The 20,709-nt window shown below is 64.3% G+C and carries 18 protein-coding genes; 10 read left to right on the top strand and 8 right to left on the bottom strand.

Going from position 1 to position 20,709, the window contains the following annotated elements; genetic code table 11:
* Nucleotides 1–74: 74 nt before the first annotated feature.
* On the top strand, nt 75–1,256 hold the full coding sequence (locus P6U30_RS01720; RefSeq protein ID WP_407167834.1) for a YbfB/YjiJ family MFS transporter: 1,182 nt from the start codon (nt 75–77) through the stop codon (nt 1,254–1,256).
* A 141-nt stretch (nt 1,257–1,397) separates the two neighbouring features.
* Here the strand turns inward: P6U30_RS01720 and P6U30_RS01715 are convergent, their stop codons facing one another.
* The 4 genes from P6U30_RS01715 to P6U30_RS01700 form a co-directional block, all read right to left on the bottom strand.
* Nucleotides 1,398–2,183 carry a molybdopterin-dependent oxidoreductase gene (locus tag P6U30_RS01715; protein ID WP_407167833.1) on the bottom strand — a complete coding sequence of 262 codons (786 nt, stop codon included), beginning with the start codon at nt 2,181–2,183 and terminating at the stop codon, nt 1,398–1,400.
* A 10-nt stretch (nt 2,184–2,193) separates the two neighbouring features.
* Nucleotides 2,194–2,826, bottom strand: coding sequence for a cytochrome b/b6 domain-containing protein (locus tag P6U30_RS01710; protein WP_407167832.1), 633 nt, complete (start codon nt 2,824–2,826; stop codon nt 2,194–2,196).
* A 183-nt stretch (nt 2,827–3,009) separates the two neighbouring features.
* A complete protein-coding gene (locus tag P6U30_RS01705) occupies nt 3,010–3,564 on the bottom strand; it encodes a fasciclin domain-containing protein (RefSeq protein ID WP_407149704.1) in 555 nt (184 codons plus the stop codon).
* 660 nt (nt 3,565–4,224) lie between these two features.
* Nucleotides 4,225–4,986, bottom strand: a complete 762-nt coding sequence (locus P6U30_RS01700; protein ID WP_407167831.1) for an SDR family oxidoreductase — start codon at nt 4,984–4,986, stop codon at nt 4,225–4,227.
* Between the two features lie 84 nt (nt 4,987–5,070).
* Here P6U30_RS01700 and P6U30_RS01695 point away from each other — a divergent pair, with 84 nt between their 5' ends.
* Nucleotides 5,071–6,600, top strand: a complete 1,530-nt coding sequence (locus tag P6U30_RS01695) for a malonate--CoA ligase (protein WP_407167830.1) — start codon at nt 5,071–5,073, stop codon at nt 6,598–6,600.
* A 26-nt stretch (nt 6,601–6,626) separates the two neighbouring features.
* The gene (locus P6U30_RS01690) at nt 6,627–7,124 is read left to right on the top strand and encodes a hypothetical protein (RefSeq protein ID WP_407167829.1); all 498 of its coding nucleotides are present in this window, start codon (nt 6,627–6,629) and stop codon (nt 7,122–7,124) included.
* Between the two features lie 95 nt (nt 7,125–7,219).
* On the opposite strand, the gene P6U30_RS01685 is transcribed toward P6U30_RS01690, so the two are convergent.
* Complete coding sequence (locus tag P6U30_RS01685; RefSeq protein ID WP_407167828.1) at nt 7,220–8,077, bottom strand: sulfite exporter TauE/SafE family protein; 858 nt, start codon at nt 8,075–8,077, stop codon at nt 7,220–7,222.
* A 145-nt stretch (nt 8,078–8,222) separates the two neighbouring features.
* Here P6U30_RS01685 and P6U30_RS01680 point away from each other — a divergent pair, with 145 nt between their 5' ends.
* The 7 genes from P6U30_RS01680 to P6U30_RS01650 all read left to right on the top strand — a co-directional run bounded on the left by P6U30_RS01680 (nt 8,223) and on the right by P6U30_RS01650 (nt 15,622).
* Nucleotides 8,223–9,143, top strand: coding sequence for a LysR family transcriptional regulator (locus tag P6U30_RS01680; protein WP_407167827.1), 921 nt, complete (start codon nt 8,223–8,225; stop codon nt 9,141–9,143).
* A gap of 228 nt (nt 9,144–9,371) precedes the next feature.
* Nucleotides 9,372–9,770 carry a succinate dehydrogenase, cytochrome b556 subunit gene (gene sdhC / locus P6U30_RS01675; RefSeq protein WP_407149698.1) on the top strand — a complete coding sequence of 133 codons (399 nt, stop codon included), beginning with the start codon at nt 9,372–9,374 and terminating at the stop codon, nt 9,768–9,770.
* Nucleotides 9,771–9,784: 14 nt separating this feature from the next.
* Complete coding sequence (gene sdhD / locus P6U30_RS01670; protein ID WP_407170657.1) at nt 9,785–10,159, top strand: succinate dehydrogenase, hydrophobic membrane anchor protein; 375 nt, start codon at nt 9,785–9,787, stop codon at nt 10,157–10,159.
* Between the two features lie 3 nt (nt 10,160–10,162).
* Complete coding sequence (sdhA, locus tag P6U30_RS01665) at nt 10,163–12,001, top strand: succinate dehydrogenase flavoprotein subunit (RefSeq protein WP_407167826.1); 1,839 nt, start codon at nt 10,163–10,165, stop codon at nt 11,999–12,001.
* An 18-nt stretch (nt 12,002–12,019) separates the two neighbouring features.
* Entirely contained in the window at nt 12,020–12,805 is a 786-nt protein-coding gene (locus tag P6U30_RS01660) for a succinate dehydrogenase iron-sulfur subunit (protein ID WP_407149696.1), read from the top strand.
* Between the two features lie 295 nt (nt 12,806–13,100).
* The gene (locus tag P6U30_RS01655) at nt 13,101–14,084 is read left to right on the top strand and encodes a zinc-dependent alcohol dehydrogenase family protein (RefSeq protein ID WP_407167825.1); all 984 of its coding nucleotides are present in this window, start codon (nt 13,101–13,103) and stop codon (nt 14,082–14,084) included.
* Entirely contained in the window at nt 14,081–15,622 is a 1,542-nt protein-coding gene (locus P6U30_RS01650) for an AAA family ATPase (RefSeq protein WP_407167824.1), read from the top strand. Before P6U30_RS01655 ends, P6U30_RS01650 begins: the two co-directional genes overlap by 4 nt.
* A gap of 49 nt (nt 15,623–15,671) precedes the next feature.
* Here P6U30_RS01650 and P6U30_RS01645 read toward each other — a convergent pair whose 3' ends face one another.
* The 3 genes from P6U30_RS01645 to P6U30_RS01635 all read right to left on the bottom strand — a co-directional run bounded on the left by P6U30_RS01645 (nt 15,672) and on the right by P6U30_RS01635 (nt 20,700).
* Nucleotides 15,672–18,425 carry a GNAT family N-acetyltransferase gene (locus P6U30_RS01645; protein ID WP_407167823.1) on the bottom strand — a complete coding sequence of 918 codons (2,754 nt, stop codon included), beginning with the start codon at nt 18,423–18,425 and terminating at the stop codon, nt 15,672–15,674.
* Between the two features lie 125 nt (nt 18,426–18,550).
* Complete coding sequence (locus P6U30_RS01640) at nt 18,551–20,428, bottom strand: ferrous iron transporter B (RefSeq protein ID WP_407167822.1); 1,878 nt, start codon at nt 20,426–20,428, stop codon at nt 18,551–18,553.
* Nucleotides 20,425–20,700: a ferrous iron transport protein A gene (locus P6U30_RS01635; RefSeq protein WP_407152727.1), complete on the bottom strand. Its 276-nt coding sequence runs from the start codon at nt 20,698–20,700 to the stop codon at nt 20,425–20,427. Before P6U30_RS01635 ends, P6U30_RS01640 begins: the two co-directional genes overlap by 4 nt.
* Between the last annotated feature and the right edge of the window lie 9 nt (nt 20,701–20,709).

Raw genomic sequence — 20,709 nt, 5'->3', positions numbered from 1 at the left:
AGACACTGTTGCGGCGCGCGGCGCTGGGCAGGACCGGCGCGGCCTGCCACAATGGCGCATTGCCGGAGTGATTTGTGAGAGCCCCTACCCCCTCCTACGCGCATCCCGCGCGGCTGATCCTTATTCTGTCGCTGGCACCGACCATAGGCCTGGGCATCGGCCGCTTTGCCTATTCGCTGGTGCTGCCCGACATGCGCGACTCGCTGGCGTGGTCCTACTCGGCCGCCGGCTTCATGAACACGATCAACGCCGCCGGCTATCTGGTCGGCGCGCTCGTTGCCTCCCGCCTGATCCAGCGCTTCGGCCTTGCCACATCGGTGCGCTGGTCGACGCTGGCTTGCGTGCTGTCGCTGGCGCTGTCGGCCATGTCAGGCAATTTCGTCGTGCTCAGCTTCGCGCGTCTGCTGGTCGGCTTTGCCGCCGCGATCGGCTTCGTCGGCGGCGGCGCGCTTGCGGCGGCGATCGCGCAGTCGCGGCCGGAGCGTGCCAATTTCCTGCTCAGCCTGTTCTATGCCGGACCGGGCATCGGCATCCTGTCGTCCGGGCTGATCGCCCCCTTCGTGCTGCAGGGCTTCGGCGCGGGCTCGTGGTGGATCGTATGGTGGGCGATGACGCTGCTTTCAATCGCCATGATCCTGCCACTGTGGTTCGCGCCGTTCCACGCCGACACCGTCACCGGCGGCATCGTACGAACGAAGTTCGCGATCGCGCCGGTCCTGATCTATCTCACCAGCTATTTCTTGTTCGGCGCCGGCTACATCGCCTACATGACCTTCATGATCGCCTATGTCCGCGACGGCGGCGGCGGCGCGGCGGCGCAAAGCGCATTCTGGAGCCTGATCGGCGTCAGCGCCTTCGTGACGCCATGGGTCTGGCGGCGCGTGCTGGCGCTCGATCGCGGCGGGCTCGCGACCACGATCATCCTCGGCGTCAACACCCTCGGCGCCAGCCTGCCGATCTTCGGGCATTCGCCGCTGCTGCTCGCCATCTCGGCGCTGGTGTTCGGCGTCGCCTTCTTTGCGGTGGTCGGCTCGACCACCGCCTTCGTCCGCCTCAACTACCCGCCGGAATCATGGCCTACAGCGATCGCCGCCATGACCATCGCCTTCGGCATCGGCCAGACGCTCGGCCCGATCGTGGTCGGCGCCATCACCGATGCGGTCGGCAGCCTGTCATTCGCGCTGAACGTCTCGGCGGCGATGCTGGCGCTGGGAGCGCTGCTGGCGGCGTTTCAACGGAAGGTCGGAAGCTCTTGAGCGGAATTCCGCTTGCCGTCATTGCGAGGAGCTCGCGACAAAATTGCGAAGCAATTTTGCGCTGAAGCGACGAAGCAACCCATCTATCCCCGCGCAGAGACGTGGATTGCTTCGCTCCGCTCGCAATGACAGCGAGAGATATCAATTCCCGCTGAACGAATTATACCCCTGGTCTTCCCAATAGCCGCCCTTGTAGTCGTTGGTGACTTCCATCGAGACCACGTATTTCGGATTCTTGAAGCCGAGCTTGGTCGGCACCCGGATCTTCATCGGATAGCCGTAGGCCCGTGGCAGGATCTGGTCGGCGAACTTGAACGTCATCTGGGTCTGCGGATGCAGCGCGCTGCGCATGTCCAGCGGCGAGTTGTAGCCGTCCTTGTCGGCGCACTGGAACCAGACATATTTCGCGCGCGTGTCGGCGCCCACCAGCTTGAGGAAATCGCGCAGCGGCGTGCCGGTCCAGCTCCCGATCGCGCTCCAGCCCTCGACGCAGATGTGCCGGGTGACCTGCTTGACCTGCGGCAATTGATAGAGCTCGTCCAGCGTCCAGGATTTCTTGTTGTCGACCAGCCCGCGCACCTCGAGCTTCCAGTCTTTACCTTCGATCTCGGGCGCATCGTCGAGATCGTAATAGGCATTGAACGGGAACGGCTTGGTGATCATGCTCTCCGGGAAGGTCGGCGCCAGCGCATCCGGGTTGAACATCCAGGCCTGCACGGCGTCGTTGAACTTCGAGACCTGCTTCAGCAATTCCTCCGCCGAAGACGAATCGACCACGTCGCAGCCGGTCAGCAGCGTCAGCGCGCCGAGGCTCGCGCCGGTCGTGAGAAAGCGGCGCCGGGTCGGATCCGGCATGGTTTTCACGGCGTCGCGGACCAGCAGTCTCTTGTCGACGCCGGGAATCAGAAGCTTGCGCATGCGACCCATGACAACCTCCTCAACGCCCGCTGATCATCGCGCGCAGGCTCTTCGGCACCAGCAGCGCGAGCGCGACATGGATCACCAGGAAGGTGACGATCAGCGCCATGCAAGTAAAGTGAACGTAGCGCGCGACATCGTAGCCGCCGAACAAGGCCGACAGCCAGTACAACTGCACCGGCTTCCACATCGACAACCCGGACAGCACGATGACCACGCCGACAATGATGATGCCGGCATAAAGCAATTTCTGCACGTAATTGTATTTGCTGAGATCGTCATGCGACAGCTTGAAGGTGAGCGCCGCCTTGGTGTCGGAAATCACGCCGCCCGGCGTGATCGGCAACAGCTTGCGGCGGAACCGACCGGTGATGAAGCCGAGGATCAGATAGACCAGGCCGTTGACCATCAACAGCCACATCGCAGCGAAGTGCCACAGCAACCCGCCGGCAAGCCAACCGCCGAGCGTGATGCTCGGGGGGAAGGTGAAGTTGAACAAGGGCGAGGCATTATAAATCTGCCAGCCCGACATGATCATCATGATCATGGCCAGTGCATTGACCCAGTGCAGCACGCGCACCCACGCCGGCTGAATGACTTTCGCGGGCGTCGCGCTGTCTGCATGGTGGCCGCTGACGGCAAGACTCGGCATGGGACGTTCTCTATTCAAGGCCATTATCGGCTTATACGACGGGAACTGCCATTCCGTTACAGAAACGCGCGTTATCAGTTTGATGGACGCAATCCATTGCAGTCACAAAAATGCGAGCCGGGCGCTGCTCACCCGGCTCGCCGTTTCACGCGTCGTGTCGGGATTAAACGGGGCGATCGGGTGTTACGTCGCCGGCATCAGGACGGTATCGATCACGTGGATGACACCGTTCGACTGGTTGACGTTGGAGATCGTCACCATGGCGGATCCGCCTTTGGCATCGACGATCCAGACCTTGCCGCCCTGCTTCTTCACCGTGAGCTCCTCACCCTCGACGGTTTTCAGCATCTTGCCATCGGCGAGATCTGATGCCTCGAGCTTGCCGGGGACCACGTGGTAGGTGAGGATCCTGGTCAGCGTCGTCTTGTTCTCGGGCTTGACGAGATTGTCGACGGTTCCGGCCGGCAGCTTGCCGAACGCGGCATTGGTCGGCGCGAACACCGTGAACGGGCCCTTGCCTTCCAGCGTACCGACGAGGCCCGCCGCCTTCACTGCGGAGACCAGCGTGGTGTGATCCTTCGAGTTGACGGCATTCTGGATGATGTTCTTTGAGGGGAACATCGCGGCGCCACCGACCATCACGGTCTTCTCCGCGGCGCCGACCGGTGTGACGACGGTTGCGGTGAGGGTGAGTGCGGCGAATGCTGCGGCCGAGAACAGTGCAATAGGCTTGGACATGGAAACTCTCCCGATAGTGATATGACCGGCGCGCTGCGCCGGGATGAAGGGCTCAACGACGACAGGATTGAGTGCATCGTCGTTGGCCCGAGCTACGGGAGGTTTTGCGGGCGGTTTCGGCGGATAATTTATCGTGATGCGTGAAACTAATGTCAGGCGTGATCGTGGGACCAACCCGAGGCCCGGATGAAGCGCAGCGACATCCGGGACAATCCTTCCGCGGAGACGCTGCCCCGGATTACGCTTCGCTGCATCCGGCCTACGCAGCTTGAACCTCCCCTTGCAAAGGGGAGGTGGCTTTGCTCGCCAGAGCAAAGCGGGTGGGGATCTCTCCACATGCAGCGTCGCCTGCGGCCGACCCCCATCCCGACCTTCCCCCTTTCAGGGGGAAGGAGAAGATGGAGACGTAACCCGGATAAAGTGCAGCGACATCCAGGACAATCCTTCCGCGGAGACGCTGCCCCGGGTTGCGCTTCGCTGCATCCGCCCTACGCAGCTTGAACCTCCCCTTGCAAAGGGGAGGTCGCTTTGCTCGCCAGAGCAAAAGCGGGTGGGGATCATCTCTCCCCACATGCAAGCGTCGCCTGCGGCTGACCCCCATCCCGACCTTCCCCCTTTCAGGGGGAAGGAGAAGACAGGTCGGGCTTAATCCCGCTAGGCCTAATCCCTATTTGCCGGCGTCTGGATGAAGCCGCGGTTGTGCGTCGGGCTGATCAGGATCTCGTTCATGCAGACGCGCGGCGGCATGCTGGCGACGAAGGCGATGGTGCGGCCGAGATCCTCGGGCTGCAGCATCTTGGCCTGCTCGGCCTCGCTCGGCACCACTGGCCGCAACTTGAGGATGGGGGTGGCGACTTCGCCCGGCGACAGGCAGCAGGCGCGCAGACCGTTGACGCATTCGTCCATGTTGAAGGAGTGCGTCAGCGCCAGCACCGCGTGCTTGGTCGTGGTGTAGGCCGGCCCCGGCATCTTCGAGACGTGGCGGCCGGCCCAGGAGGCGACGTTGATGATGCAGCCGTCCTTCTGCTTGCGCATCGCCGGCAGCACCGCGTGCATGCAATAGAGCACGCCGTTGAGATTGATCTCGACCAGCTTGTCCCAGCCTTGAAGCTCCATGTAGGCCCAGCTTCGCTTCGGCACGTTGATGCCGGCGCTGTTGACCAGGAGATCGATGCGCCCGTGCCTGGACACGATCGTCTCGGCGGCCTTGTTGACATCGGCCTTGTTGCTGACGTCGAGCGGGATGGCCTCCGCCTTTCTGCCATTCTTCGTAATGTTGGCGACGACGCGATCCAGCTCCTCCTTGCGGCGGCCGGAGATCACCACCGTCCAGCCGTCCGCGGCCAGGAACTCCGCCCCGGATTCACCGATTCCCGTGCCGCCGCCGGTCACCCAGGCCACGCGTTTCTCGTTTTTTGTCATGCAAACTGTCTCCGTTGCTTTCCGAAGGGCGTTTTTGCTAATCCAACCTGGACTTACCGGCCCTTTCGCCCCTCGGGATGTTGCATGAACACGACCGCCAACGCCAACCTGTTTTCCCGCCTGTTCGACGGCCTCGACGATCCCAACCGGCTCGCCATCGAGCAGCTCGACGGCAGCCGCATCTCCTATGGCGACCTGATCGCCCGCGCCGGGCAGATGGCGAATGTGCTGGTCAGCCGTGGCGTCAAACCGGGAGATCGCGTCGCGGCGCAGACGGAAAAATCGGTCTCAGGCCTCGTGCTCTATCTCGCGACCGTGCGGGCCGGCGGCGTCTATCTGCCGCTCAACACCGCCTATACGCTCAACGAGCTCGAATATTTCATCACCGACGCTGAGCCGACGGTAGTGGTTTGCGATCCCTCCAAGCGTGAGGGGATCAAGGCCATCGCGGCCAAGGTCGGCGCCAAGGTCGAGACGCTCGACGCGAGCGGCAACGGCTCGCTGACCGAGGCCGCCGACAAGGCGGCCAAGGATTTTACGACGGTGCAGCGTGGCAACGACGATCTTGCCGCGATCCTCTACACGTCGGGCACCACCGGCCGCTCCAAGGGCGCGATGTTGTCGCACGACAATCTGGCCTCGAATTCGTACTCGCTGGTCGACTATTGGCGCTTCACCGACAAGGACGTGTTGATCCACGCGCTGCCGATCTACCATACCCATGGCCTCTTCGTGGCGAGCAACGTCACGCTGTTCGCCCGCGCCTCGATGATCTTCCTGCCGAAGTTCGATCCGGACCTGATCCTGAAGCTGATGGCGCGCGCCACCGTGCTGATGGGCGTGCCGACCTTCTACACCCGCCTGCTGCAGAACCCGGGCCTGAACAAGGAAGCGACCAAGCACATGCGGCTGTTCATCTCGGGCTCCGCGCCGCTGCTCGCCGACACGCATCGCGAATGGTCCGCGCGCACCGGGCATGCCGTGCTCGAGCGCTACGGCATGACCGAGACCAACATGAATACTTCCAACCCCTATGACGGCGACCGCGTGCCCGGCGCCGTCGGCTTCGCGCTGCCCGGCGTGTCGGTGCGGGTCACCGAACCCGAGACCGGCAAGGTGCTGCCGCCGGAGACGATCGGCATGATCGAGGTCAAGGGCCGGAACGTCTTCAAGGGCTACTGGCGGATGCCGGAGAAGACCAAGGCTGAATTCCGCGACGACGGCTTCTTCATCACTGGCGACATCGGCAAGATCGACGACAAGGGCTACGTCCACATCCTCGGCCGCGGCAAGGACCTGGTGATCTCAGGCGGCTTCAACGTCTACCCGAAGGAGATCGAGAGCGAGATCGATGCCATGCCGGGCGTGGTCGAGTCGGCCGTGATCGGCGTGCCGCATGCCGATTTCGGCGAAGGCGTCACCGCCGTCCTGGTCTGCAACAAGGGCGCCGACGTCAGCGAAGCCTCGGTGCTGAAGGCGCTGGACGGACGGCTCGCAAAATTCAAGATGCCCAAGCGGGTGTTCGTCGTCGACGAATTGCCGCGCAACGCCATGGGCAAGGTGCAGAAGAACATTCTGCGCGATAAGTATAAGGATATTTACACGAAGGGATGAGGGACGCGGGTCGTCCGCGAGGGGCAATGAAACGGGAGCAGGCAGTTCGGATTACCGGTCACCTACTCGACGCCTGCGAGGCGTTGGACAAAGCGGACATGGCGATTGCGGGGCTGGGCAAGGAGGAGCGGCTCAGATTCGATCGCCTGCTTTACGAGATCATCCAGCATCTCGAAGACAAACTGCTCCTGCCGATCTGCGAGCAATATCCGGATCTGTTGCCGCCCGAGCCCGAGCGGGAGCCGCCTGTGGTATGCAGCGAGCTCACCTGGAGCGACGTGAACCTCCCATCGACCTTGACCGAGGATCAACTCGACGAGATCATCTTCTCGCTCTTGAAGCCGCGCTGGCAAAAGACGGCAGCGATCCTGATCTATGCAGAAAAGCGCTGCAAGGAGCTCGGCTTACCGATCAGTGACGACGTAATTGCAGCTCGATTGCGCGCGCTTTCCGACTCCGATCGCATCGAAGGCATTGGCGATTTGCGGTTGTGGAGACACAGCGAAGTGCGGTTGAAGGACTAGCGCCGTAGCCCGGATGGAGCGAAGCGCAATCCGGGGCTCTTGCGGGCGGGTAGACTGATCCCGGATTATGCTTTCGCTCCATTCGGGCTACGAACCTATGCACCATTCAACAGGCTGACCACGAACCGTCCGCCCACGATAAAGAGATACGTCCCGAACGCCACCTCCAGCGCCCGCTTCGACAGCGCGTGCGCGACCTTCACGCCGAGCGGCGCGGTAACCAGCGTGGTCGGCATCACCAGCAGCGTGCCGATCAGCGAGACGTAACCCAGCGCGAACGGCAGTTGCAGCGCGGCGACATCGGGAAAGCGTGCGGCAGCGGGCCAGCCGGCATAGACATAGCCGAGCGCGCCGGGGATCGAGATCAACACGGCGAGCGCCGATGACGTCGCGACCGCCTGATGGATCGGCCGTCCGTAGAAGGTCATCAGGAGGTTCGCGAACAGGCCGCCGCCGATCCCCATCAGCGTCGACAACAGACCGACCAGGAAGCCATAGAGCCGCATCAGGAAACCCTTCGGTACATCATCGCCGAACTTCCAGGTCTCGCGCGCGAGCAGCAGGCGCGCTGCCGCCGACCACGCCACCATCACGAACACGATCTTGAACAGCCGCTCCGGCGCAAACCGCGCCGTGACGCTGCCGGCCAAAACGCCGAGCACGATCGGCAGCCACCATCGCCTGAGGATCTCCATGTCGACCGCGCCGCGGCGATAATGGGCGCGGAACGAACTCAGCGAGGTCGGAATGATGATCGCAAGCGACGTGCCGATGCAGAGCGGCATCCGCACCTCCAGCGGCACGCCGGCGAGGCGGAAGCACTCGTAGAACACCGGCACCAGGATCGCGCCGCCGCCGATGCCGAACACGCCGGCGAGAAAGCCGGACAGCGCGCCCACCGCGATCAGCAGCAGCGCAAGCTCCAACAATTCCTTGGGGTCCAGGCCAGCCATCTTGCCCTTTACACAGCGTTGGCGGTCTCGCCGAAGCACCAGGTCCGGCAGCGTCAAGATTCGTCGACACCCATAGCCCGTTTTAGGAATTGGGAGTATCCATGCCGTTGAGCAGGCTCTCTTGCGAAATGCGGAAGGATCGAGCTTGGACCAGCTTGCAGCGATGGCGGCATTTGTCCGCGCGGTCGAGAGCGGCAGCCTGTCGGCGGCGGCGCGCGCACTGCCGAGTTCGCTGACCTCGGTGAGTCGCCAGATCAGCGCCCTCGAGCAGCATTTCGGCACCCGTCTGCTGTTGCGCACCACCCGCCGGCTTGCGCTGACGGACGATGGACGAATCCTCTACGAACGCGCGAAATCCATTCTCGGCGAGGTCAAGGAAATCGAAGCGGCGTTGTCGCGCGACCCGCATCAGCCATCGGGGCGAATTCGCGTCAGCTCTCCGAGCCTGATTGGACGGCTCGTGATATCGCCGCTGCTGGTCGGGTTTCTGCGCCGCTATCCCGCGCTTGCCGTCGACCTCCTGCTGATCGACCGCGCCGTCGACATGGTCGAGGAGGACATCCATCTGGCCATTCGCATCGGCCGGTTACGCGATTCGCAGCTCGTCGTGCGTCGACTTACCGACCTCCAGATGATCGTGTGCGCATCACCCGATTACTTGGCCCGGCACGGCGAGCCGCAGACGCCGGACGATCTTGCGACGCATGACTGCCTGGCGTTCTCCGATTCGCCTGGCCGTGCCGCGTGGCGCTTCGGCGATGGCACGAAGGCGGGCCGCAAAGTCCGCATATCCGGTCGGCTCTGGATGAATAGCCTCGATGCGCTGGTCAGCGCGGCCCGGGATGGCGCCGGCATCGTCCGCGCGCCGTCGTGGCAGGTGCAGCCGGACCTCGCGAATGGGCGCCTCAAACGGCTGCTCACCGATCACGAACCGGCGCCAACGCCGCTGCACCTGACGTTCCAGCCATCGCGCCTCGCATCGCCTAAGATCAGGGCATTTGTCGATTATCTGGTGGAACAATGGGGCAGGATCGACGCCTTTCGAGCCCCGATGGCACGCAGCTAGCGGCCCCGATCGATACTGCGACATTTTGGTTCATTTTTTGGTTCACCGGCCTTGCATGTGGTATACCACACTGCGCTTCAATCAGAATTCGGCAAGCCTAGTAATGAACTTCGGTTCGGCCGAAGGCTATTTGGCCGTTGCGCGGCGTGGTTCGACTCCGTAAATAGAATCCATCTACCGCGTTCCCCGATGGGCCGGCCGCGGTCCCACACAACATAAAGCCCGCCGATGACCGCCAGGATCGAACGACCCCTTTCGCCCCACATCCAAAGCTATCGCTGGACCTTGACGATGGCGCTGTCCATCGTCCACCGCGCCACCGGCATTGCGCTCTATTTCGGAACGCTGCTGCTCGCCTGGTGGCTGATTGCGGCAGCGTCCGGTCCGACCGCCTACGCCAACGTCCAGGCCTTCACCGGCAGCGTCATCGGCAAGCTGATCGTGTTCGGCTACACTTGGGCGCTGATGCATCACCTGCTGAGTGGCATCCGGCATTTCGTCTGGGATCTCGGCTACGGATTCAAGGCCAATGAACGCGAGGCGCTGACCTGGGGCGCCCTGGTCGGCGGCATCTCGCTCACCGTCCTCATCTGGATCATTGCCTATGCTGTCGGAGGTGGTCGATGAGCGGCCCGTCCTCGATGCGCACGCCGCTGGCGCGCGTCCGAAACCTCGGCTCCTCGCATAGCGGCACCGGCGACTTCTGGCGCCAGCGCGTCACCGCGGTCGCCATGACGTTACTCATCATACCTGTGATCGTCGTCGTGATCATGCTGCTCGGCCGCAACCAGGCCGGCGCGGCGCAGATCCTCGGCTCGCTGCCGATCGCAGTCATCCTGCTGCTCTTCATTATCGCCAGCGTCTGGCACATGAAGATCGGCATGCAGGTCGTGATCGAAGACTACGTGCATAACGAGAAGCTGAAGATCGCGAGCGTGATGGCGAACAACTTCTTCTGCTTCGTGGTCGCGATGGCCTCGATCTACGCAATCCTCAAATTGTCGTCGGGAGTGTAATCCATGGCCGGTGAAGGAAACGGCAAGGCCACCAACAGTGGCCCGGCCACGAACGGCAAGGCTTACCCGATTCAGGACCACACCTACGACGTCGTCGTGGTCGGCGCCGGCGGCGCCGGCCTGCGCGCCGTGGTCGGCTGCTCGGAGGCCGGCCTGCGCACCGCCTGCATCACCAAGGTGTTCCCGACCCGCTCGCACACGGTTGCGGCGCAGGGCGGCATCTCGGCCTCGCTCGGCAACATGCATCAGGACGACTGGCGCTGGCACATGTACGACACCGTTAAGGGGTCGGACTGGCTCGGCGATCAGGACGCGATCGAATACATGGTGCGCAACGCGCCCGAGGCGGTCTACGAACTCGAGCATTGGGGCGTTCCGTTCTCGCGCACCGAGGACGGCCGGATCTACCAGCGTCCGTTCGGCGGCATGACCATCGATTACGGCAAGGGCCAGGCGCAGCGCACCTGCGCCGCCGCGGACCGCACCGGCCACGCCATGCTGCACACGATGTATGGCCAGTCGCTACGCCACTCGGCCGAATTCTTCATCGAATTCTTCGCCATCGACCTGATCATGGACGACCAGGGCGTCTGCCGCGGCGTGATCGCACTCAAGCTCGATGACGGCACGCTGCATCGCTTCCGCGCCCAGACCACGATCCTGGCCACCGGCGGCTACGGCCGCGCCTATGCCTCCTGCACTTCGGCGCACACCTGCACCGGCGACGGCGGCGGCATGGTGCTGCGTGCCGGTCTTCCGCTGCAGGACATGGAGTTCGTCCAGTTCCACCCGACCGGCATCTATGGCTCGGGCTGCCTCGTCACCGAGGGCGCGCGCGGCGAAGGCGGCTATCTCGTCAATTCCGAGGGCGAGCGCTTCATGGAGCGCTATGCGCCATCCGCCAAGGACCTCGCCTCGCGCGACGTGGTGTCGCGCGCGATGACCATCGAGATCCGTGAAGGCCGCGGCGTCGGCAAGAAGAAGGATCACATCTTCCTGCACCTCGATCATCTCGATCCGAAGGTGTTGCAAGAGCGGCTGCCGGGCATCTCCGAATCGGCGAAGATCTTCGCCAATGTCGACGTGACCCGCGAGCCGATCCCGATCGTGCCGACCGTGCATTACAACATGGGCGGCATCGCCACGAACTATCACGCCGAAGTCCTGACCAAGCGCAACGGCGACGACAATTCGGTGGTGCCGGGCCTGATGGCGATCGGCGAGGCCGCCTGCGTGTCGGTGCACGGCGCCAACCGCCTCGGCTCCAACTCGCTGATCGACCTCGTCGTGTTCGGCCGCGCCGCTGCGCTGCGCTGCGCCGAGAAGCTGACGCCCAACGCCAAGCAGGCTGAGCTGCCGAAGGATTCCGCCGACCGCGCACTCGGCCGGCTCGATCACTTCCGCCACGCCTCCGGCTCCACGCCGACCGCCAAGCTGCGCGACAGCATGCAGCACGTGATGCAGAACAATTGCGCGGTGTTCCGCACCGGTGAGGTGCTGCAGGAAGGCCAGAATCTGATCCACAAGGTCTATGGCGGCGTCGGTGACATCTCGGTGTCCGACCGCTCGCTGGTTTGGAACTCCGACCTGGTCGAGACGCTCGAATTCGACAATCTGATCGTGCAGGCGGTGGTGACGATGGACTCGGCGGCGAACCGCACCGAAAGCCGCGGCGCGCACGCACGCGAGGATTTCCCCGAGCGCGACGACAAGACCTGGATGAAGCACACGCTGGCGTGGCTCGATCCGAGCGGCAAGACCTCGATCGACTACCGCCCGGTGCACAATTACACGATGACCAACGACGTGCAGTACATCCCGCCGAAGGCGCGGGTCTACTGAGAACGAAGGCGAGCAAGCATGGTTGAATTCGCACTTCCGAAGAATTCGAAGATTTCCGGCGGCAAGACCTGGCCCAAGCCGGCTGGCGCCACCGAGACGCGCGAATTCAAGGTGTATCGCTGGAATCCGGACGACGGCAAGAATCCGAGCGTCGACACCTATTATGTCGACGTCAATGATTGCGGCCCGATGGTGCTGGACGGCCTGATCTGGATCAAGAACCACATCGATCCGACCCTGACCTTCCGCCGCTCCTGCCGCGAGGGCGTCTGCGGCTCCTGCGCGATGAATATCGACGGCCAGAACACGCTCGCCTGCACCAAGTCGATGCACGACGTGGCCGCTGGCGGCGCGGTGAAGGTCAACCCGCTGCCGCATCAGCCGGTCGTGAAGGACCTCGTTCCCGACCTGACCAATTTCTACGCCCAGTATGCCTCGATCGAGCCGTGGCTGAAGACCACCACGCCGACGCCGCAGAAGGAGTGGAGGCAGAGCCACGAGGACCGCGAGAAGCTCGACGGGCTTTACGAATGCATCCTGTGCGCCTGCTGCTCGACCTCCTGCCCGAGCTACTGGTGGAACAGCGAACGCTTCCTCGGCCCGGCCGCGCTCTTGCAGGCGACCCGTTGGGTGACCGACTCGCGCGATGAAGCGACCGGCGAGCGCCTCGACAACCTCGAGGATCCGTTCCGCCTCTATCGCTGCCACACCATCATGAACTGCGCCAAGGCGTGCCCGAAGGGCCTCAATCCGTCGGAAGCGATCGCCGAGCTCAAGTTCAAGCTGGTCGAACGGCAGATCTGACCCGTCGCAGGTGACGGAGTGTGGGCTATCGATCGATCCGATCGGTGACTGGCCAGGGCTCCGCGCCTCCCTCCGGGATCACTCTGGTCGCGTTGCCGGAACGGCAACGCCGTAGCCGCGCTCGTTCACGATGTGAACGGGAACCGTAGCCTTGCTCATCCATTCTCTCCTGACTGAACCCAACTCACGGACCATGTCCTTGAGAGGTGGCCTCAAACCTCTGCCTTGACCGAGATCAAGGCTCGCGACGATCGCCTGCTCACCCTGTGTCCGCTACGATTTCGGATGGGCTGCCATGTATGCGATGGTGCTTGCGGCGCGCGGTGCGCCTCTCGTCTTTCAGGAGCGGCCCGACCCGGTTCCGGGCTCCGGCGAGGTTCGCATCAAGGTCAGTGCCTGCGGCGTTTGTCGCACCGATCTTCATGTCGTTGATGGCGAACTGCCCGATCTCTGCTACCCGATCATCCCCGGACACGAGGTCGTCGGGCGGATCGATGCGCTGGGAGACGGTGTCACCGAACCAGCGATCGGGATGCGCGTCGGCGTGCCCTGGCTCGGCCGCACGTGCGGCGTCTGCCGCTATTGCCGCGCGGGTCAGGAAAATCTCTGCGACCGTCCGCAGTTCACCGGCTACACCCGCGATGGCGGCTTCGCCACCCATCTCGTTGCCGACGCGCGCTTTTGCTTACCCCTCGGACTGAGTGGCGACGATGTGGCTCTGGCCCCGCTGCTCTGTGCCGGGCTGATCGGCTGGCGATCGCTGGTGATGGCCGGCGACGGCAAGAACATCGGCATCTATGGTTTCGGTGCGGCCGGACACATCATCGCGCAGGTCGCGCGGTCGCAGGGCCGGTCGGTTCATGCATTCACCCGCAAGGATGACCACGACGCTCAGTCGCTGGCCCGCTCCTTGGGCGCGGATTGGGCCGGAGCGTCCGAAGACAAGCCTCCAGTCGAACTCGATGCCGCTATCATCTATGCGCCGGTCGGACCATTGGTGCCGCAGGCGTTGCGCGCGGTGCGCAAGGGTGGACGCGTGGTGTGCGCCGGAATCCACATGTCCGACATTCCCTCATTCCCTTACGATATTCTCTGGGGCGAGCGGCAGATCGTCTCGGTCGCCAACCTGACACGGCAGGACGGCATTGATTTCCTCGGCACCTGGGCCGGCGCCGATCTCCAAATACACACGACCGTGTTTCCGCTCGACCAGGCCAACGAAGCGCTGGCGCGGTTGCGCGACGGCGCGCTGGTGGGCGCGGCTGTGCTGCGACCATGACGGCGCCGCCCCGCACAAACGCCCACGAGGACGACCAGCATGCAGTGCTGGCCTTCATGGACGACCGCGTTCGCAGCGGCGCGGCGAAACGGGTCGATACTCATATCTCCATAGTCTTCCTCGAGCCGGATCGCGTTCTGAAGATCAAGCGGGCCGTGCGCCTGCCATTCCTGGACTTCTCGACGCTGGAGAAGCGGAAACAGGCCTGCGAGGCAGAGCTTGCTGTCAACAAGCGCTACACCCCCGAGCTCTACCGGCAAGTCATCCCGATCACCGAGGGAACGCACGGACCCGCAATCGGCGGCGGCGGACCAGTCCTTGAGTGGGCCGTCGAGATGGCACGCTTTGACGAACGCTGCACGCTCGATCACCTGGCCGCTGCCGGCGAGATCAAGCCGGAGATCGGTGACGCGCTGGCCGATACGATCCTGCGATCGCACGAGAACGCCGAGATTGCCGATAGCCGCGCATGGCTGGCTTCCATCGCCACCATCATCGACCGCAACACGGAGAAATTCCGCGGCCAACCCACAATCGAGGGCAGCGCCGTCGCGCTATTGCACGAACAGAGCCATGGATGGCTGGCAAGCTGCCGGCCCCTGCTCCAACAGCGGGCTTCAGCCGGATGCGTGCGACGCTGCCATGGCGACGCTCACCTCGGCAACGTCGTGCTCATCGACCAGAAGCCGGCGTTGTTCGATGCCATCGAATTCGATCCCGCAATGGCGACCACGGACGTTCTCTACGACCTTGCTTTCCCGCTGATGGATCTCATCCATTTTCGGTCGCAGCGCGCGGCAAACCGGCTGCTCAATCGTTATCTCGAACCAACCTGGCGCGACAACGGCGGCGCGCTGCGGCTGCTGTCGCTATTTCTTTCCATGCGGGCGGCGATTCGCAGCCTGGTGCTGTTCACCAAGCACGAGCAGTCGCGCGACGCTGCAGGGTTGGCCGAGGCGAATTCCTATTTCGAGCTGGCGCTACGGCTGATCACTCCGGCAATACCGTCATTGGTTCCGATCGGAGGGATGTCCGGAACGGGCAAGAGCGTGCTGGCGCGCGACGCCGCCTGCCTGTTGCAACCGCCACCCGGCGCGATCATCGTGCGGTCGGACGTGATCCGTAAGGAGCTGTTCGACGTTGATCCGCTCACGGCGTTGCCGGACCATGCCTATAGCGACCAAGTGAGCGATCGCGTCTACAAGGCGATGTTCGAGCGTGCCGCACAGATCACGGCCCAGGGCTTCTCGGCGATTCTTGATGCAGCCTTCCTGCGCGAGGGCGAGCGGTCCGCGCTCGAACAGGAGGCGCGCGGAATGACAGCCGAGTTTCGACCGATCTTCCTGCACGCAAATTTGTCGACTCGCATGAACCGCGTCGCATCCCGCGGCAAAGATGCTTCCGATGCGACCCGCGACGTTGCCGCGCGGCAAGAACAATACAATATCGGCCGCCTTGACTGGCCTCGGATCGACGCCTCCGGCTCGCCAGAGGAGACCCTGAGACGAAGCTCGTCGGTTCTGTTGAAAGCCCCGTAGCCAGCGTCGCGTTGCTCAAGACAAACGCGCCCTTATCGAGACCTCGCCGTCACACCGCCTGATCCGTGCCAGGCCGGATCAGTATATCAGCCCCGACGCCATCGGCGCCGGGCCGATCGAGATCGAGCATGACATCGACGATGCTGTGATCGGTCGGATCCATCGTGACGGTGAATCCGAGGTCGCGACACATGCTCAGCATCGTGGTGTTCTCGGTCAGCACCTGACCGGACAGACGCTTCAGCCCTTCCGACCTTGCATAGTGGATCAGAAGCTGCATCAGCGACCACCCGAGCCCTTTGCCCTTGAGATCAGACTGCAGCAGGATGGCGTATTCGGCGTTTTCATAGAGCGAGTCCGAATGCAGCCGGACCGCCCCCATCATCTCGCCGGTGTTCGGATCAAGCGCCACAAAGGCCATCGCGCGCGCGTAATCGAGCTGGGTGAGACGCGCGACGAACGAATGCGAGAACTCCTTCATCGCGTGGAAGAAGCGCAGTCTGAGGTCCTCGGCGGTCACGCGCTTGAAGAAGCTCCGGACCATGGGTTCATCCTCCGGCCGCATCGGCCGCACCAGGACGCGCGAGCCGTCCTTCAGCACAAGCTCGCCTTCCCATTGCGACGGATAGGGCCGGACGGCCAGCCGGGTCTGACCGGCAAACAGCCGTGCAGGCTTGCGGATCGCCACGCGTGCATCGAGTGCGAGCACGCCCGCCTCGTCCGCCAACAACGGATTGATCTCGAGCTCGGCGACCTCGGGAATGTCGGCCGCCATCTGCGCCAGCTTGACAAGGGTGAGCGGCACGACGTCGGGCGGGACGGCCGGCACATCGCGATAGGCGCCGAGCAGCCGCGAGACCCGCGTGCGTCCGACCAGATCGCGGGCGAGATTCATGTCAAGCGGCGGCAGCGCCAGCGCCTTGTCGTTGATCACCTCGACCGCGGCACCACCGCGACCGAACACGATCACCGGACCGAAGGTCGGATCGTCCGCGATGCCGAGAATCAGCTCGCGCGCCGCACGCCGCACCATCATCGGCTGGATCGTGAGACCTTCCAGCTTCGCGTCCGGCCGCGCGTTGCGCGCTCGCGCCAGCACGGTCGCGGCGGCCTCCACGACGGCTTCCTTCGTATGCAAGCCGAGGATAACCCCGCCGACGTCGGACTTGTGCCTGATGTCGCGCGAAAACACCTTGACCGCCACCGAAAGTCCCTTGGCGAGGAACTGGGCTGCTTTCTCCGCCGCGTCTCCGGCGTCACGCGCGGCGATCGCTGGAACGATCGGAATGCCGTAGGCGTCGAACAACGCCGCGATCTCGACTGGATCAAGCCAAGCCCGCTGCTCCGACAATGCCTTTGCGACGACGTGTCTGGCCGCCGCGGTGTCGGGCGTGAACACCGATGCTATGCTCGGCGGGGTCGCGGCGAGCGCCGTGGAGGCCTCGCGATATCGCACCAGATACATGAACGCGCGGACCGCATCGTCCTCGGTCGGAAAGTGTGGAATGCGCGCGGCCTCGAAGGTCGCTCCGGTGCGCTCATCGGCGCCGACCCACGCCGCAAGCACCAACGCGGCCACTGCACTCCGTTTTGCCCGGCGATCGCGAACACACTGCGCCACCGCCTCGGCAATTCCCTCGGCCGGCGCCACCGCGGTCTCCACATTGGCAACCAGCACGGCATCGCTGTTCGCATCCTCGAGCAAGGCGCCGAGCGCGGACACGTAACGGGCAGCATCGGCATCGCCCGAGATGTCGACGGGATTGGCGCCCGACCAGCCCGGCGGCAGGCCCGCGTCGAGCCGCGCGATCGTTTCCGCCGTCAACGTCGCGGGAACGCCGCCGAGCTCGGCCAGCCGGTCGATCGCGAGGATGCCGAGACCGCCGCCATTGGTCAGGATCGCCAGCCGGTTACCGCGCGGGACGAAGCCGCGTCCAAGCAGCTCGGCGCAATCGAACAACTGGCGCAAGTCGAACACGCGCAGCATGCCGGCGCGGCGGAACGCGGCGTCATAGACGGCATCCGATCCAGCCAGCGCACCGGTGTGGGTTGCGGCGGCCTTCGCGCCATGTTCCATGCGCCCCGACTTGACGACGATAACCGGCTTCAGCCGCGCCGCGGCACGCGCCGCCGACATGAACTTGCGCGCGTCCTTGACGGCTTCGAGATAGATCAGGATCGCGCTGGTGTGGTCATCCAGCGCGAAATAATCGAGCAGGTCCGCGACGTCGACGTCGAGCTGGTCGCCGATCGAGACGATGCCGGAAAAGCCGAGCCGGCGCTCGGCCGCCCACTCGATCATCGCCGCGGCGACGGCGCCGGACTGCGAGATCAACGCCACATGGCCTTCGGCCGGGCGATGGGCCGCAAAGCTCGCATTGAGCTTCGCACGCGGCACCATGACGCCAAGGCAGTTCGGTCCGATCAGCCGCATCCCGCTCATGCGCGCCGTTCGCGCGACCGTCTCGGCAGCCGAGCCCGCGCCGTGACCGAGGCCCGCCGACAGGACCGCTGCGCCGGAGACGCCGACCGCCGCAGCATCCGCGATGATCGAGGGGATCGCCGCCGCCGGCGCCGTGACGACGATGAGATCCGGAACAAACGGAATCGACTTCAGATCAGGACGCGTACGCTCGCCGTCGATGACGGCATGCCGCGGATTGACCACGGCGATCCCGCCGGCAAAGCCGCTTGATTTCAGGTTCCTGACCACCGCCGCGCCGAGCGACGACGGGCGCGCGCTGCCGCCAACGACTGCGATATTTCGAGGCAAGAATACCCGTTCCAGGCCGAACGTCGACATTGCATGGTCTCGCATGGAACATGAAGGCGCCCGCAGCTTCCGCCCTCGACGACATCCTAGTGCGTCGCTTCGCTGCTTGCACCCATTGCACCCTCAGGCCCGGACGACGGAACTCGATCGTTCACCTAGTGCAGCCCCAGCGCCCGCGCCAGATTGAAGGTGAGGAAGCTCGCGGCATAGGCCAGCGCGAGCATGTAGACGAACGTCACCACCATCCACTTCGCGCTGCCGGTCTCGCGGCGGATCACTGCAAGCGTCGAGGCGCATTGCGGCGCAAAGATGTACCAGACCAGCAGCGACAGCGCGGTCGCCAGCGTCCATTTCTGCGCCAGCACCAGGCCGATCGCATCAGCCGCCTCCTTGCCGCCCTCGATCGAATAGACCGTGCCGAGCGCTGCGACCGCGACCTCGCGCGCCGCCATGCCCGGGATCAACGCCACCGCGATCTGCCAGTTGAAGCCGATCGGCCGCAGCAGCGGCTCGAGCGCGTGGCCGATCATCGCCGCAAAGCTGTAATTGATCGCCGGCCCCTCGGCGCCGGCGGGCGCGGTCGGGAACGACGCCAAGAACCAGATCAGCACCATCATCGAGAGGATGGTGGTGCCGGCGCGATACAGGAACATCTTGGCACGGGTGAACACGCCGATCGCGATGCTCTTCAGCCGCGGCACCTTGTAGTCGGGCAGTTCCAGCATGAACGGCGCCGGCGCATGGTCGCGCCACAGAAAGAACTTCGCGACCGCCGACACCGTCAGCGCGCTGGTGATGCCTGCGGCGTAGAGGCCGAACATCACGAGCCCCTGCAGATTGACCCAGCCCCACAGCATCTTCGCCGGCACGAAGGCGGAGATGATCAGCGTATAGACGGGAATCCGCGCCGAGCAGGTCATCAGCGGCGCAATCAGGATCGTGGTGAGCCGGTCGCGGCGATTGTCGATCACCCGGGTCGCCATGATGCCGGGAATCGCGCAGGCAAAGCTCGACAACAGCGGAATGAAGGCGCGGCCGTGCAGTCCGGCGCCGCCCATGATGCGGTCCATCAGGAACGCGGCGCGCGCCATGTAGCCGAAATCTTCCAAGAGCAGGATGAACAGGAAGATGATGATGATCTGCGGCAGGAACACGATGACGCTGCCGACGCCGGAGATCAGGCCGTTCTGCAGGAAGCTCTGCAGCAGGCGCCAGCTTTCGGGCAGCACGTCGTGCACCAGTTGCCCGAGTGCGGAGAAGCCATCCGACAGCAGCTCCATCGCTGGCTGGGCCCAGGTGAACACCGCCTGGAACATCACGAACAGGATCAGCGCCAGGATCATCATCCCCCAGACCGGATGCAGCACCACGGCATCGATCCGGTTGGTCAAGGTGTCCGGCTTGGCCGGCAGGCTGACGCTGGCGGCGATGATGCGGTCGGCCTCGCGCTGCGCGGCCTTGAGATCGGCGATCGTCGGCGCCGTCCATTGACCGGCCGCGGGCGCCTCATGCGATCGGGTCAGGAACTCGTCGGTTCGCTTGAGCAGGTCGGCGATGCCGCCCTTGCGGACGGCGACCGAGGTCACGATCGGCAGGCCGAGCTGCTGCGACAGGCGCTCCAGATCGATATCGACGCCGCGGCGTTTGGCGATATCGATCATGTTGAGCACGAGGATCATCGGCCGGCCGATCCGCTTGAGCTCGAGCACGAGCCGCAGCGTCAGCCGGAGATTGGTCGCATCAGCGACGCAGAGCACGAGATCGGGCACCGCCTCGCCCTCGAAGCGCCCGAGCACGATGTCGCGGGTGATCTCCTCGTCCGGGCTGCGGCCGCGCAGCGAATAGGTCCCCGGCAGATCGAGCACGGTGACGTTGCGGCCTTCCGGCGTGACGAAGCTGCCGGATTTACGCTCGACGGTGACGCCCGGATAGTTGGCGACCTTCTGGCGGCTGCCGGTCAGGCTGTTGAACAGCGACGTCTTGCCGGTGTTCGGAGCACCGACCAGCGCCAGGCGCAGGGACGCGGTTGTCATTCGACGATCACAGCCATGGCTTCGCTCCGGCGCAGCGCGATCGTAATGTTGTCGACGCGCACGGCAATCGGATCGCGCCGGATCATGCCTTCGTGCAGGATTTCCACGCGCGCGCCTTCCACAAATCCCATCTCAACCAGGCGCTGCTCCAGCTCCAGCGGCGAGAGCGACGAGCCGGTCTGCGGCGCATCGAGCCCGATGATTGTGCCGACAAAACCGCGATCCGCATGTCCAAGCCGGATGTCCTGGGAGCGGGTGGGATCGCGGGTCATATCGCGTGT

The sequence above is a fragment of the Bradyrhizobium sp. ORS 111 genome (assembly GCF_045571485.1).
GTDB lineage: Bacteria > Pseudomonadota > Alphaproteobacteria > Rhizobiales > Xanthobacteraceae > Bradyrhizobium.
The sequence above is the reverse complement of the archived record's forward strand: the minus strand, read 5'-3'. Positions and strand labels throughout refer to the sequence as shown.

Coding starts and splice junctions, on each gene's coding strand:
- P6U30_RS01715 (WP_407167833.1), bottom strand. CDS start 2,183: ATGGGTCGCATGCGCAAGCTTCTGATTCCCGGCGTCGACAAGAGACTG.
- P6U30_RS01710 (WP_407167832.1), bottom strand. CDS start 2,826: ATGCCGAGTCTTGCCGTCAGCGGCCACCATGCAGACAGCGCGACGCCC.
- P6U30_RS01705 (WP_407149704.1), bottom strand. CDS start 3,564: ATGTCCAAGCCTATTGCACTGTTCTCGGCCGCAGCATTCGCCGCACTC.
- P6U30_RS01700 (WP_407167831.1), bottom strand. CDS start 4,986: ATGACAAAAAACGAGAAACGCGTGGCCTGGGTGACCGGCGGCGGCACG.
- P6U30_RS01695 (WP_407167830.1), top strand. CDS start 5,071: ATGAACACGACCGCCAACGCCAACCTGTTTTCCCGCCTGTTCGACGGC.
- P6U30_RS01690 (WP_407167829.1), top strand. CDS start 6,627: ATGAAACGGGAGCAGGCAGTTCGGATTACCGGTCACCTACTCGACGCC.
- P6U30_RS01685 (WP_407167828.1), bottom strand. CDS start 8,077: ATGGCTGGCCTGGACCCCAAGGAATTGTTGGAGCTTGCGCTGCTGCTG.
- sdhC (WP_407149698.1), top strand. CDS start 9,372: ATGACCGCCAGGATCGAACGACCCCTTTCGCCCCACATCCAAAGCTAT.
- sdhD (WP_407170657.1), top strand. CDS start 9,785: ATGCGCACGCCGCTGGCGCGCGTCCGAAACCTCGGCTCCTCGCATAGC.
- sdhA (WP_407167826.1), top strand. CDS start 10,163: ATGGCCGGTGAAGGAAACGGCAAGGCCACCAACAGTGGCCCGGCCACG.
- P6U30_RS01660 (WP_407149696.1), top strand. CDS start 12,020: ATGGTTGAATTCGCACTTCCGAAGAATTCGAAGATTTCCGGCGGCAAG.
- P6U30_RS01655 (WP_407167825.1), top strand. CDS start 13,101: ATGTATGCGATGGTGCTTGCGGCGCGCGGTGCGCCTCTCGTCTTTCAG.
- P6U30_RS01650 (WP_407167824.1), top strand. CDS start 14,081: ATGACGGCGCCGCCCCGCACAAACGCCCACGAGGACGACCAGCATGCA.
- P6U30_RS01645 (WP_407167823.1), bottom strand. CDS start 18,425: ATGTCGACGTTCGGCCTGGAACGGGTATTCTTGCCTCGAAATATCGCA.
- P6U30_RS01640 (WP_407167822.1), bottom strand. CDS start 20,428: ATGACAACCGCGTCCCTGCGCCTGGCGCTGGTCGGTGCTCCGAACACC.
- P6U30_RS01635 (WP_407152727.1), bottom strand. CDS start 20,700: ATGACCCGCGATCCCACCCGCTCCCAGGACATCCGGCTTGGACATGCG.